The organism is Aquiflexum gelatinilyticum (assembly GCF_024813435.1).
Taxonomy (GTDB): domain Bacteria; phylum Bacteroidota; class Bacteroidia; order Cytophagales; family Cyclobacteriaceae; genus Cognataquiflexum; species Cognataquiflexum gelatinilyticum.
The window spans coordinates 665,714-680,674 of sequence record NZ_JANAEZ010000002.1; the positions used below are offsets into that span (position 1 = coordinate 665,714).

At 39.6% G+C, this 14,961-nt stretch carries 9 protein-coding genes; 3 read left to right on the forward strand and 6 right to left on the reverse strand.

Translation table 11 applies throughout. From position 1 onward, the window contains the following. Nucleotides 1-2: 2 nt before the first annotated feature. The 5 genes from NK987_RS07440 to NK987_RS07460 all read right to left on the reverse strand — a co-directional run bounded on the left by NK987_RS07440 (nucleotide 3) and on the right by NK987_RS07460 (nucleotide 5,750). Nucleotides 3-1,433, reverse strand: coding sequence for a DUF1254 domain-containing protein (locus NK987_RS07440; RefSeq protein WP_259263320.1), 1,431 nt, complete (start codon nucleotides 1,431-1,433; stop codon nucleotides 3-5). 721 nt (nucleotides 1,434-2,154) lie between these two features. Next, nucleotides 2,155-2,490 (reverse strand): hypothetical protein, encoded by a 336-nt coding sequence (locus NK987_RS07445; RefSeq protein WP_259263321.1) that lies wholly within the window; start codon nucleotides 2,488-2,490, stop codon nucleotides 2,155-2,157. 958 nt (nucleotides 2,491-3,448) lie between these two features. Beyond that, a complete protein-coding gene (locus NK987_RS07450) occupies nucleotides 3,449-4,531 on the reverse strand; it encodes an MBL fold metallo-hydrolase (RefSeq protein ID WP_259263322.1) in 1,083 nt (360 codons plus the stop codon). A 2-nt stretch (nucleotides 4,532-4,533) separates the two neighbouring features. Continuing rightward, the gene (locus tag NK987_RS07455) at nucleotides 4,534-5,118 is read right to left on the reverse strand and encodes a hypothetical protein (RefSeq protein ID WP_259263323.1); all 585 of its coding nucleotides are present in this window, start codon (nucleotides 5,116-5,118) and stop codon (nucleotides 4,534-4,536) included. After that, nucleotides 5,097-5,750 carry a hypothetical protein gene (locus tag NK987_RS07460; RefSeq protein ID WP_259263324.1) on the reverse strand — a complete coding sequence of 218 codons (654 nt, stop codon included), beginning with the start codon at nucleotides 5,748-5,750 and terminating at the stop codon, nucleotides 5,097-5,099. Before NK987_RS07460 ends, NK987_RS07455 begins: the two co-directional genes overlap by 22 nt. Nucleotides 5,751-6,382: 632 nt before the next feature. Between NK987_RS07460 and NK987_RS07465 the strand changes: the two genes are divergently transcribed. Continuing rightward, entirely contained in the window at nucleotides 6,383-8,308 is a 1,926-nt protein-coding gene (locus NK987_RS07465; RefSeq protein WP_259263325.1) for a hypothetical protein, read from the forward strand. 55 nt (nucleotides 8,309-8,363) lie between these two features. On the opposite strand, the gene NK987_RS07470 is transcribed toward NK987_RS07465, so the two are convergent. Continuing rightward, a complete protein-coding gene (locus tag NK987_RS07470; protein WP_259263326.1) occupies nucleotides 8,364-8,762 on the reverse strand; it encodes a helix-turn-helix domain-containing protein in 399 nt (132 codons plus the stop codon). A gap of 503 nt (nucleotides 8,763-9,265) precedes the next feature. Between NK987_RS07470 and NK987_RS07475 the strand changes: the two genes are divergently transcribed. Continuing rightward, complete coding sequence (locus NK987_RS07475; protein WP_259263327.1) at nucleotides 9,266-11,344, forward strand: TlpA family protein disulfide reductase; 2,079 nt, start codon at nucleotides 9,266-9,268, stop codon at nucleotides 11,342-11,344. A 328-nt stretch (nucleotides 11,345-11,672) separates the two neighbouring features. Further along, entirely contained in the window at nucleotides 11,673-14,876 is a 3,204-nt protein-coding gene (locus tag NK987_RS07480; RefSeq protein WP_259263328.1) for a SusC/RagA family TonB-linked outer membrane protein, read from the forward strand. The last annotated feature ends 85 nt before the right edge of the window (nucleotides 14,877-14,961 follow it).

Sequence of the window (14,961 nt, forward strand, 5' to 3'; positions counted from 1 at the left end):
AATTATTTGTTCTGTTTAACCATTTTTGGACTTACCCAAGTACCTTCCAACACAGCCTCTGTTGGCCCATAAAGTCGCATAATACAATAAAAAGGGCCATTGGGAGCCGGAAGCCAATTTGCTTCGAGGTTTGCTCCCGGAGATTCATGCTGGACATACAAAGTGACGGAACCATCGTTGTTTCTCACGAATGCATCCTTCATCGTGGAATTTAACAAATACTTGTCCAATGGATTATCGACCAACAACTGGGTTTTGCCATCATACATTGTCAGGGACCAAAAAGCTTTGACCGGAGGCATTTGATTGGGAGCAAAAGTCAATGTGTAAGTATTTTTAGATCCATCCAATGGATTACCTTCAGCATCAACAAAAAAAGCCGGATAGATCGCTTCTGAAGCAGAGTTGCCAAAAATACCCAAATGTGCCCCAACCGCCCGGATAAGATGGATATTATCTAAATTATAATGCTCCTTGGCACTTTTTTCCAAAGTTTCTCTGCTTCCAAAAATATAGGCACTTCCCAAAGGGTCAGTCGAATTTTCTTTTATGAATGCCTCCATCTCAGCAAAGCCATCTTTAACCCCTTGTTTGATGGCATTTTGAATATCTTCCTCAAAGTTATTGAAGCTATAGCCTTCTTCTGTGCCCAGTCCCAATTTGGCGAAATCTTCCATTATGGCTTTTTCTTTCTCTATTGGTTCTCCTATAAACTTTAGCATAGCATCCAGGTATTTAAAAGATGCTTCGGAAAATTGCTCTCCTTCAACCCATTGAGGAAAAACATCGTCATGTTCTTTTTTTGCAGAAGGATTTCCCAAATATTCGCTCAGGGTTTGCAGTTGATATTGGTCCTGTAGATGCTGCACATTTTCCAAATCATTGGCATCAAATAACTGAGTACGAACAATAGTGAAAAATATCCCTGTTTCACTTCGAATTACTTCTGTGATACCCTCAGGAATTTCTCCCTCCCAGTTTTCATTTGCCACTAAATATTTTCCGGCTTTGTTGCCTGTGGTCAAGGAACCTATATAGGCAAAATTATGGGTATACAGATCTATAAACTGAAAGCTGTAGTACCTTATTGAATCGACCTCAGGAACTGTAAAAACAACGGGTTCTTCCCGAATATCACTCCAGAACATACAATAAGGAGTATCTGAGTTAGGGGTGACTATTGCCTTGTCTTCCGGTGTGTACAACCTTGCGTCGCATGACAATGCGTTGATTTCACCTTTATAATCCCCGGAATTTTTGTCAATGGCGTTTACAAACAAGGTTTTATAATTCATGACCATGGGAAATCCATAGATGTAAGCTTCTTTGGCTATTCGTCTGGCTTCTTCAGGACTTAATTTTTTGTCGGGTTCCTGGCAACCTGAAATGAAAATGAGGATTGCCAATGTCAGTAAATTGAAATTTGCTTTCATAGATCCGGATATGATTACAACAGTAACTGGCTTTGTGAACGGAGCATCATCATAAAAATGAATTGTGATATTCTCCTGCAATGATCAGTTTAAAATTATAAAAAATCTTGCAAAAATCAGAAAGGACCAAAGACTTTAACTTCAAAGTGTGAAAATTAAACCCCTTTTAAGCCTTGTTGAACTTTCTTTTTCATTCCATTTAAAAAAATCATTCACCACATGCCCAAGGTAAAAAGAGAAAGAAGGGTTATATCGGAGTTGAAATTGCCACCTGCTTTAGCTGGTGGTTGAATATATGATTAGATGCAATTAGGCTTTAGCCAAAAGAATAAATAATTCAAGATGATGAATGAAAAATTGGAGGCGACTGATCACATCGAAATCAAATATGGCTAGTCCCGAGTAAGGAACACAACACAGGGACATGATAACAAGACGATACCGGTTTTTAGCCGTAATAATAAAAAGAGAAAAAATCCCTTTCCGCCAAAAACAGGGAAGGCAAAATCCCTTGCGACCCTTTAGAGAACCTTCTTTTCCATTGCGGTAAAAGGTTTTTCAGCACAAAGTCCCCGAGGAAAAGGAGAAAAAAAGGAGAGGAGATGATATTTTTATGAACACAAAAAGTCAAAACTGCTATATTTCTAATACTCAAAAGTCAGGTGATAACCCTTCACACTGATGAAATATAAATCAGAATGTTACCAAAATAGGGGTATATTTAATTTTCTGTTCCTCCAATTATTGAAAATTCAGCCAAAATAATTGAATAGTACATATCCAATGAAATGTCAAACTTCTCCTCCAGTCCAAAAACATACTTAACAAGATCTTTTAAGGGATTTTCTCTGTTAAGAAAGGCAACATCCAGCTGATTACTTTTTCTATTGTGGAAATAGACCGCATGTAATTCTCCTCCAAATAAAAGCCTCAGTTCGTAATCGAGCTCATCAACAAAACTCCATCCGGACGGAAAAAATGATTCCAAAAATGTAATATCATCCCTCAAGCCGAGCTGATAATCTTTGATCAAATTTATGAGGATATCTTGATTCATGGATATTATGACGGGACAAGTGTTCAAAATAAAAAGAATAATCTCACAAATCAGCCATCTTTTATCAATTTTTTGCTAAGACAGGCATCCATTCTTAGTAGAAATCTTTAGGTGGTGAAAGGTGTATAAAAACCGTGACCGGAGTAATTCTTTCAAAATAAATTCCATTGTAAGCTGGAGGAAAAAAGGGAGCAGAATAGATTTTAAAATCAATTTTTTCAGGATTAATTGCCTTTAATCAATATTCTGAGTACTTCGGTGGTCATGGATCGATTGTGAAATGGAACCCTATAATAGAAATGAATTTTAATAAAATCCTTCTGATTAGCGGTACTTCTGATCTTGAATCCTCTTCCTCATCACAATCCTCCCATTTCCACCAAAAACCCCCTTCAGGGGGCAGGGGGTATCAACTCTAAGTCCAAGCTGATAGTCTTTGATCAATTTTCTGAGTGCTTCAGTGGTCATGGATCGAATGGTAAAATGAAATCCCAAAATAAGAACGAAGTTTAATAAATCCTGATTCGTTTAATTGATTTGCAGCAATTTCATAATACTTTAAGCATTCTTCATCTCATTTTACAGGATTAGCTGTTAAAAAAAGCGCCCTATTCAGTTATTGACTTAGCTGAAATTTATTTATACTTTGGCAATAAAAAATTTGTTAAAATATTTGAAAATAAAATATTGTCATCTAATCTCACAATAGAATTATTGTCAAAAATCCATATCCAATATTCTGGCTTTGGGTTTGGTTTCTCATTCGTAGATCGAAACCTCCCTATCCCTCCTTTCTTCTTCAGCACTTCTTCCACAAAATAAATCCATCCACCCCAGAATCCTCCTATTTCACCTACGACTCCCTCAATGGTGCAGGGGGTAAAAATACCCCATTCACGGTATTTTTTTATTCCTATACTTTTCTTTATTGGCAGCTCAATTTCTATAATAGTCTTTTCTAAAGCTCAGATGCAGTACCAAATAAATTGTTTTTCCATGGTTCATTTCCTCCAATTGAATATTCAGATGAAATGACACCATACTGATATTTCAATTCCCGTAAAGTTGGATTGAATTCTTTAATAACCTTAGATACCTTGTTATCTCGTTTCTTGGACTTATTGGAAATATTATTTGGAGAAGTTATAAAAAGGTTACTTGACAATGATTTATATTTTTCAATCATTTTTTCTTCCGGTAATTTTTTATTCCTATTCCAAGGAGTCAATGTGCTGATTGGATTACTTTTTATTAAATTTTTCCAAATATTTTCATGATAACCATTTTCACTTCCATGGTGCGGTATTTTAAAATAACTAGCTTTTGGAAATTTGCCGATTACAACAGATTTTTCAATTATATCATTCCAACCAATTTCCGGATCACTATGTACCTCCAAATCAGATCCGAGCAATGCAATTTCATCATTGAATCTCAATAATATTACAATCGATCTATCATTTGGGGTGTATGTTGTTATTTTTCTGTTATTGGGTCCATATTCATTGATTAATTTTGAAATTTCCAAATCAAACAAATTTGAACTTTTATCAGAAGGTGAAAGTGAATAGACCTCGACAATAAATTCTTTTTGGGGATTTGAATAAAGGAGCCTATCTATCGCAGCTAACTTGTTTATCCTTTTCGAATTATTCATTATCTCCAGGCATTTATTAAACTCTAATGTGGAACAATTTGAAGCCTTGGATTTTAATTTTCGGTAGTCTAACGATACACATTGCAAGAATTTTTTTAGATCATTTACTCTTCCAAATGAAAAAAATGCTTTGGGACAATTTTCCAAAAGTGTAGATATTCCTCCTATATGATCATCATGCCAATGGGTACAAATAATTAATTTTACATTTTCCAAATCGACACCCCTGTCCCTTAAATAATTTAATGGTAAAGAAACACCTGTATAAGGATCTATGCAACTATCGATTACTATCCAGTCTCCATTTCCTAAATGGATCACAAGGCTCTCTCCATAGCCACCACCGGTTCCGATTAAATTAATCTCTATGGAAGGTTTATTCAATTTTATTCAAAAATTAAATTTTCAAAAAGTTCTGAGGCGCGGTCCGCTGCAATATTATAATCGTCTAAATCCCAATCAATTAGCCTTTGAAACCTGATTAATGACTCTTTTGTAATTTGGCCATTTGTCATTCTATAACCTACGTTCCAATAAAAAGCAGCCCCTAGTTGAACTAGTTTTTTATCATCTGGGGAAACTGTATCCAAATCAAAATCAGCGATTTCTTTTGTTCCACCAAGAGTAAGGTCCTCCAGTTCACCAACAAACGAGCCCTCGTTGATTTCAATAACGACTCCCTTCCAGCTTTGTAAAACAGTGGAATAATTTTTTGAAAACCTGAGATCATTTATCATAAATTTTGATTCAAATCTATTGGGCATCACAAAGTATTCCTTGATAACCTCATCATTTTCAAAGTCAGAGATTTTTGAATCCGAAGTTTCCAATTTTGACTTTAGAAAATTAATTTTGGAATTAATTGTGAAATCCATCGGAGAGTTTTGTCTCCCTATTTTGTCTCCAACGTTGGTCAAATTTGCATCGACAATGACTTGGCGTGCAAATGTTACACTTTTAAATTCTTCCATAAATTTATATAGGTAGTTTTAGAAAGTTCCATTGATTTATCCCATGTGCTTTGCAAAATGTCTATTAATTCACTAGCTCCTGTACTATTACTTTTCTTATCAAAATGGTCATTTAGATTAATACTAACACCATAAGGACGGAGCAGTTCCGAAGGTAAAACTCTAATCCTGACCTGTCCGGCATACCCATCTTCTCTTGATTCAGAAGTCATTTCAAGTTGTAAAAGTTTTGGATTAGAAAGAATTCCATCCCAATTACTAAATACCACCAATTTTTTTCCAATTTCTATGTATTTAGATTCATCGAATTTAAAATGCAAAATGTGATTAATCCCCAAATTTTTTAATGGTGTATCTTTTAGTATTTTAAATATACTGATTCCAAGATCCTTAACCATAGGAAAATGTGATTGTTTAGTAGTCTTTAGTAACAATCTTTGCCTGGTTATTTCAAAAGTTACCCAATCTAAATCAAACTTTACAACTTCCGGATGTATAAGCTCAACTTTAGCATTTTCACCTTCTGTTTCTTGGATCAGTCCCTTGCTTACCAACCAATAAGGTTGAATAATTACTGGATTGATGTCTCCTACAAATACAACTATTAACTCGTAAATTTCAGGATCCTTCATTTTGAATAAGAAATTAAAATTCTAATATATTTATTATATCGATAAAGGAAAAAAATAGATGTCCTAATTTGATGGGAATTTACACTTATACTTTTAACAAATAATATTTTTCTTGGCTTTGTCTTACTAAAATCATTGCCATTTTTAAACCTTGGTCAAAATTTTATAATTAGGGCTGTTTCAAACCAATTCCTTTTTCAATAAAATCTTGGTCTTTATAAAGGATGGTAATTATCCTCTGCCATTTTTATTTTTCCAAATCAAACTTTTCACGAGGCGGGGGGTAATTCTCCTCCCGCACATCGGCTAGTAAAAATACCCCATTCACGGTATTTTTTAATCCCTATTCTTTTCTTTTATTTTAGAATCAACTAAAGAAAAATGGTTGAGGATTATAAATAAGGGAATTGTAAAGAAACAATTACAAATTCTTTGTCTAAAAAGATGTAATTTCAAATATGTAAAAGAATGGGTTGAAAAGAAATTTTCTTTGATCCAATACAAACTAAAAGCATTAACAAATTTATCTCAAAGTTCTTTTATTGTTTAGACCAATAAAAGAACTTTGCTATTTGGATGAAATGCGAGTAAATAAATACCATATAGAAGATTTTTGAGGTACCATGAGCAAAATGTTTGCAGAAATAAAAAGAATTGTAGATGAGGATATTAGTAGTCGTGTTTCACAATATGATGTAATTTTTGAAGCTATTACAAACGCAATTCATGCAAACGCAACCTTTATCGAATGCATCCTAAATTCATATGATAATCCGATTAAGGAAAATGAGACAGAAATCTTAAAGAAAAAAGTTAATACCATAACTGTTCGTGATAATGGTGATGGATTACATGATAAAAACTACGATTCTTTCTGTAAATACAGAACGGAATACAAAAAAGCTTTGGGTTGCAAAGGTGTTGGTCGGTTTGTTTTTCTAAAAGTTTACAATTATGCAAATTTCAAAAGTTCAATAGTTAGTTACCAAGTAGTCAGAAGTTTCAGATTTGACTTTGACTTTGATACTGATAATATTGAAAACACCCCAAATAAAGTAGAAGAAAATTTAACTGAGGTAACTTTAACCGGCCTTTCTGATAGCTACTTTAACCATGAAAAGCATATTGACAGAAGGATAGAATTGGATTTGGAAGCAATCCGAGAAAAGGTATTGCTAAATCTGATCCCTACGTTATTCTTTTACAAGAAAAAGGGAGTTGAAATCAACATAAGCTTTATAGACCAAACCACATCTTCAGCAAAATTCATTAAACCTACTGATGTACCTGACTTCAAGGCACGCAAATTCCTTTTAAAGGATAGAGAAGCCAATGAATTTGAGTTTATTTTAAATCATAGAATTGAAAATGTAAATGGTGATTTGTATGCTTTTTACTGTGCCAATAACCGGACAGTTTGTGACTTTTCTGAAAAAGACCTAAAACTCAATTTCCCTTATGGATATTCTGGATTTTTGTTACTTGAATCAACTTATCTAGATACAAGAGTGAACCACGAAAGAAATGACTTTGATATTAAACCATTTCGAACAGATGCTTTTACAACTCTTTCATGGGATTTAATCAATGAAGAATTAAAAAAAACTATAACGGAATTGGTAAAAGAAGGCATTCCCGAAACAATGGAAATTAATAAAACGAAAATAAGAGAAATTCATGAAGAAAGACCTTATCTAATTAACTACATTGAGGAAACAGATATTGAAATTGCTGGCTTCATGGATAAGAAAAAACTCATTGATAACGCTAAGAAAAAGTTTGACATTGCAAAAGAGAAAATACTCACCACTGCAGGTAAAGAGGAATACACTGACACTGAACTCTACGAAGCAATAGAATTGGCTCATAATGAATTAGTTTCATACGTCAATGACAGGGTTTTGGTAATTGAGAGGTTGAAAAAATTAATCGATGATAAAGAAACAGTTGAAGCCATAATCCATAATTTGTTCATGGAAATGCGAACTGATGATGATTATTATGCTGTCGGTAAGAATAATCTATGGCTTCTGGATGACAGATATACAACATACAGTTATGCAGCAAGCGACAGGCGAATTAGGGAAGTTTTAAAAGGTATTGATATGGAGAATGGCGACACCGATATTTTGGATGACAAACCGGACTTATCTTTGTTTTTTTCTCATAACCCCAATAAACCAGAAAGATTAAAATCGGTTATGGTTGAAATTAAGCCATTCGATTATGCATCAAAGCCAAATCGGAAAAAATTTGCTGGAATACAACAGCTTTTAGATTATGTTGAAGCATTTCAAACCAAGGAGAAAATTGAAGAAATCTCAGCATTTCTTATAACTGAAATCGATGAAAAATTAGAATCAATGTTAAGGAGAGATTCATATGTGCCATTGTTTTCAACAGAATCACCCATATTTCATCGTTTCTATACTGAAAGCGGTATTTCTGTTTTTGTAATAAGTGCCTCGACATTAATTAAGGATGCAGAAGCAAGAAATAAAGTGTTTTTGGACATCATCAAAAATCAAAGTAAAATCAAAAAAATATTTTTGAAATAAATATTGCTACCAATACAACCCACTATTTTTTTTGGTTTAAACATTTTATCAATCCCTACCTCCCCTCCAGTATCTTCTTAATAGCTTCATTCATCTGCATCATCGTTTCCATCATCTTCATCATCACCTCGGTTTGATTCTTGTCAGCATAGTTGGCTTTAACATTTCCAGTTATTGAAAATGGTGAATTTGTAAGATGTTCAATAACATAACCCGGATTGGCACTTACGATTTGCAATGGATCAACGTTTAAAAATTCAGCTACTTTTTGGATCAGATCAATGGTGATTTGGCTTTCCCCCCTTTCATACTTGGTGTAGGCAGCTTCCTTTAACCCAAGATGCTCCGCAACCTCCATGGCTTTCCTATCCCTCAATTTTCGGAATGTAGCTAGGTTCCTGCCTATATTCTTGTTTTCCAAAACTGTAAATCCATTGTCATCTTTGTCTTCCATCACCATTATTTTTATCTAATATAAAATCTAAATCACAAAAATTAAACAAATTAAGCTGCACTTTTAGTAATATTTTTGGTAACTCTTGCAAAAGTAAAATCAAACTACTTTAAGCAATGGCTAAACTACTACTAGAAATCTTTTTTTCAAATTTTTATAGATAGAATTGTGAATGATATTAGTTCAATGCAAAAAATCATACTGGAGTAAACCAATGAATCCAAGAATACTTTCCATTTCCGAGATCCAAAAAAACATCATCAAATCCCCTGTTTGAACCTATTTTCCCCTGATTCGTCGGCATATGATCCACTACCTGACCAAGACTCCCTTTTTCCGCCGGCAATCCGATTTTAGAAGCAAGATACAAGACACAAGTAGCAAGACCTAAATGTCCTATTTACCAAACTCTTGATACTTGATACTTGATACTATCATCTCGTTTCTCGTCTCTCGCTTCTTCTTAATTCTTTCCTCTTATTTCCAAATCTAACCTTATTCCCATGAAGCCATTCCTAAAAAACTGCTTCCAGGCCGTCCTATGCCTATACCGAAGCCATCCTTCCTACCACCAACCCACCCCTTCAAGGGGGCAGGGGGCAGAAACCCCCTCTAACTCTGCACTCAGAACCCCCTTCAGGGGGCAGGGGGTAGAACACCCCTTCAGGGGGCAGGGGGTAGGGCAGGGGGTCAGTCTCCACGCCCTTGCCTACCTCGGTTCCCGCTACCCTTGCCATCTCAAATCCCTAAACCAACTCGTTTCATTCATTTACCACCTTAAAGCAGCTCACCGCTTTGTACTTGGTTCTTTATACTTTGTATTTCGTACCAATATAAAACATTTCACAACTTACCCCATAATCAAACCCCTCTTGTCTCTCGCATCTCGTTTCTCGTCTCTCCTTCCTACCTCGTCCTTCTCACTTCGTACTTTGTACTTCGTACTTCGTACCTCCTCCAAACCAGTCACCTCTTACCTCATTCTCAAACCCCTCTCGTCTCTCGCTTCTCGCTTCTCGTCTCTCCTCCCCACATCGTACTTGGTACTTCGTACTTCAATACTCTTTCTCCTATTAAGCCCAAAAGTTGCCTTCACCCAATCCACCGGAGATCTCTCAATACCCCCCGCTCCGGTGGTGATCTACGGGGAGATTACTTCGAAGCAACTGACCGACTCCATCTCTGTATTTGTTCACGCAGACTTTTTGGGAGAATCGGTATTTATGCCTCCCCCTCAGGTTTTTACGATTGTTCCACATCTTGGAGATGGCACCCAAGGGCTCCCGGGAACCCTCGCATTCAGCTTTCAGACCGAGCCCATACAGGACTTTGCCTACCTCCATATTGCTGCCCTGGAAAACGATATCCTGATGGATTATTTTCTTGCACTGCCCGGAGACTCAGTCGGAATCAAACTGGACAGGATCAAGAACTCCCTTGTATTCTCAGGACCGGATGCGGACAGGTACAACATCCAACAGGAAATCATGCTTGCCCATCAGCGGTACCTTTTCGAAAGACCCGCCTCCATTGTGGTCGCCGACAAAGAAAAATTCCTAGCTAAAAACACATTGACTACTGAGCGGGCTTATGGCCTCAGGTACTTTACACCAATCCAAAAAGAAACCGAGGAGTTAGGATACATCGCTTCCATTCTGAAGGAGGATCCCTTTGAGCATCCCGGATTCAAGGTGATTGAAAGGTACAAAGGACAGTTGGACAATGAATTCCTCCAAATCCTCGAAGCCAATCTCTATGGGATGATCCAGAAAACAGGGGTATTCCGGTTCAACTATTCCAAAAAAGCCAATAAAGAAAATTGGGTTTCACTTTATAGGGAGTCCATCAAAAACATCCCCACGGACCTCTTTCCTCCCCATACCACATACAGGGCCTACCACCTGACAGACCTGATTCTGGAAAAGGACATTGCAGGGTTCTATGCAGGGGAAGCCCATCCTTACCAAAAGCTAAAGGAAACAGCCGACCCACTTCTCCGAGACAGGTTGGTCACCAAATACCTCGTCAAATACTTTGACAGGATCGCCAAAAGGGAAGAATACATCAATGAGGCGATTACTTATGTCACGGACCCTGCTTCACTTGGCATATTGCTTCAATATAAAAACAACCTCTCCATAGGCAAAGAGGCCTTTCCATTTAGCCTTACAGATACCAAAGGAAACAAGGTGACCCTGGAGGACCTCAAAGGCAAGGTGCTGTTTATGGACTTTTGGTTTACCGGTTGTCAAGCATGTGTGGGGTACTTCAGAAACTCCCTGCATCCTGCTGAGCTGCACTTCAAGGATAACCCTGATATCCTTTTCGTTTCTGTTTCCACGGACAAAAGCAAAAGCAGGTGGCTCAGCAGTGTGGAGGGAGGAAAGTACACTTCTCCCGAAGCCATTAACCTCTTTACAGAAGAACAGGGAATCAACCATCCCTTTCTGCAGCATTACAACATCCATGCATTTCCCTACCAGTTGCTCATCGACAGGGAAGGGAAGGTGCTGAAGCTTTCAGGCATGCAGACCGGCACGAAGGAGCTTATCGGAATCCTGGAAGATGCAGTTTCAAGGTGATGCATGAAGAGAAAAATTAGGATTGACGGGGCGCGTCATTCTGAACCGCAGCTTGCGGAGGTGAAGAATCTCTTTAGACTTTGAGACTCTTCGCTTCACTCAGAGTGACGCCTACTAAGTGAAGGGTTTCTAAATAATGAAATCCTTCAGTTCCCGAAGAAATCGGGACAGGCAATACCTCCTTCAGGATGACGCCAACCAGACAACAATGACAACGCGAAGCAGACAACAATTACAAACGCTCAAACCATTACAACAACTACAACAATTACAACCAAACCAACTAACTAATTAAGCAAATAACCTCTAACCAAACAACCAATTAACCATGAAAATACTCCTACAACCCCTCCTCCTCCTGCTGTTTCTCGCGCACATGGCGCATGCGCAGCAACCCCGAACCTTCCTGATCGAAGGCAGCATCAGCCTGCTTCCCGAAAAATCCCCTGCCATCGGGGCTTCGGTGGTGGTCAAGGGTACCAACTTCGGTGCAGTGGCAGACCTTGACGGCAGATTTTCCCTTTCCCTTACGGCAGGAAACTACACCCTTTTGGTAAGTTCCATCGGTTACATCACGCAAGAAATTTCTCTTGAGCTTCAGGGGGGAAACCCGAGACCATTTACTGTACTTCTTTCTCCCGACCAAATCTCGCTTGAGGGAGTTGATGTTGTATCCACAGGATACCAGGAGATCCCCAAGGAAAGAGCAACGGGATCTTTTGTGCAGGTGGACAACAAATTGGTAAACAGGCGCATCAGTTCCAATATCCTTGACAGGCTTGAAGACATCACTCCCAGTCTGATTTTCAACAGGGACAGGCCCGACCTGGAAAACAACATCAGCATCAGGGGAACGGCCACCATCTTTTCAGACACCAGACCCCTGATAGTCATTGACAACTTTCCCTATGACGGTCCCATCGAAAACATCAACCCCAATGATGTGGAGTCCATCACCGTCTTGAGGGATGCGGCCGCAGCTTCCATCTGGGGAGCAAGGGCAGGAAACGGGGTGATCATCATCACCACCAAAAAAGGCATCAAAGGTTCCGCACCAAGGGTCAGCCTGGTTTCCAACATGACCTTCGTCGAAGAAAGGGACCTGTTTTATGAGCAGAACATGTCCGTTCCGGCATTCATAGAGGCCGAGACAGCGCTCTTCAACAGGGGACAATTCAGGAGCAGGGAAAACAACAACTCCAAACCGATCCTTTCCCCGGTGGTGGAAACTTTGATCAAACAAAGAAATGGAACAATCACTTCCGGAGAAGCTGAAAGGATCATTTCCGGATTTGCAGGGGGAGACCTGAGAAGGGACCTTGAAAAATATTATTTCCAACCGGAATTCAGACAGCAGTACAGTCTGGGTATCAGAGGGGGAGGACAGGCACACAGCTATTCAGTCTTTGCCGGGCTCGATGCCAACAGGGAAGGGGTGGTGGAAAACCGAAACAACAGGTATACGCTCAATGTACAAAATAACTTCAGTTTGCTTTCTGACAAGCTGACCATTGGTTCGGGGATCTATTTTGCCAACAGCAACAGGAACTCGGGAACTTCCGCCCCCTCCTCCTTCTATCCTTATGAAATGCTTGCCGACGGCAATGGAGACCACCTGCCCTTGGTATTCGGCTACAATACCAGATTCACCTCTACCGCCGAAGGCAGGGGACTGCTCAATTGGGATTATGTGCCTTTGGACGAAATCGGGCTTTCTTCCCTTACCAATGCCGAAAATGACATCAGGATCAATACCTCCATCGCTTATAAAATCACTCCGGCCCTGAAAGCAGAAATCCTCCACCAATACTGGGCAAACAGCAGCAGGGTAGAAAATTTATTTGGAAGAGAGAGTTTCTTTTCAAGGGACCTCACCAACCTTTTTTCTGTTATCAATCCGGATGCCTCGGTGACCAGAAACATTCCCTTAGGTGCCGTCAGGGACCTCAATACCTCAACGGCATCAAGCAATTACCTCAGGGCACAGCTGCAATACAATGAAGACCTGGGTCCAAGGTCATTCTTCTCCGCCCTATTGGGAGCAGAAGTCAAAGACCTTTCGATAGACGGAACCGGAAACAGGCTATACGGCTATGATCCCGAATTCGGAACCAGTCTGCCGGTGGATTATGTGACAAGGTTCAGAAGGCTCCACAACAACAGCTTTGCCAACATCCCCAGACAGGACAGGGTCACCGGCACGGTAAGCAGGTTCATTTCCTACTATACCAATATGGCCTACACCCTTGACAGAAAATACACGGTCAGCGTCAGTGCCAGACAGGACGGCTCAAACATCTTCGGTGTAAACTCCAACCAAAGACTTGTACCGCTATGGTCATCCGGCCTGTCATGGACACTGAGTGAGGAGGGGTTTTATAACTGGGGAGTATTGCCATTTGTCAAACTCAAAGCCACCTATGGCTACAACGGAAATGTCAACAGTGCATTGAGTGCCTATCCCACTGCATTTTACAGACAGGGATCCATGATATCCAACCTGAGATACCTTGCCCTGAATAGCCCCGGCAATCCTGACCTGAGATGGGAAAGGATCAGGATCATCAATTTCGGTCTGGATTTCGAATCCAAAGATGCTGTATTGGCCGGAAACATCGAATTCTTTGTCAAAAACGGACAGGATCTGATCGGAACCATTCCATTTGCTTCTTCTGCGGGAGTCTTTGATTTCACAGGAAACTTTGCAGATACCCGGACCCATGGTCTTGACATTGCATTGAATTCCAAAAACATCGACAGGAAATTCAAATGGAATACAGCTTTGATCTTCACCACGGTCAAAGAAGAGGTGACTGATTACAAAGGGGAGTTTTTCATCACCCAGTTCCTTGATTACGGTTCAGGCGGTGCGGGCATTGCTCCAAGCCCTTTGGAAGGATATCCATTATTTTCCGTGTTTTCCCTGCCATATGCCGGACTTGATCCTGATACTGGCGCCCCTGTCGGATTTTTGGACGGTGAACCAAGCATGGATTACAACGGGATTATCTCCAATACCAGACCGGAAGACCTGATCTACATGGGTTCGGGAAGACCTACGGTTTTTGGAGCGATCCGGAACGATTTCCATCTCGGCAACTTCAGTCTGTCTGCCAATATCAGTTACCGCCTGGGATATGTTTTCAGAAGGCCCACGGTCAATTATGCCAACCTGCTCAACGGGTTCACCACACATAGGGATTATGAAAACAGGTGGCAGAATCCCGGGGATGAACTCATCACGGATGTGCCATCCCTGCCTGCTGCCAATAATGCAAACAGGGAGACGCTGTACAGAAATTCAGCAAGCCTGATTGAAAAGGGAGACCATTTCAGGTTTCAGGACATCCGGCTGTCCTACAGCCTTGGCTCAGAAAATCCGGGATTACGGAAAATAGGAAGCGCCGAAATCTTCCTCTATGTCAACAATATCGGGATCCTCTGGAAAGCCACTGACCTGGACATCGATCCCGACTTCAGGACCATCAGACCGCCTGCCAGCTTCTCCCTCGGCATCCACCTAGGATTATGACCTGACTGTCGTCTGTAGACTGTGGTCCATGGACTGTGATCCGTGCACCAAAAAAACTCCCTTCCAAGAACTGCCTTTGTTTTCT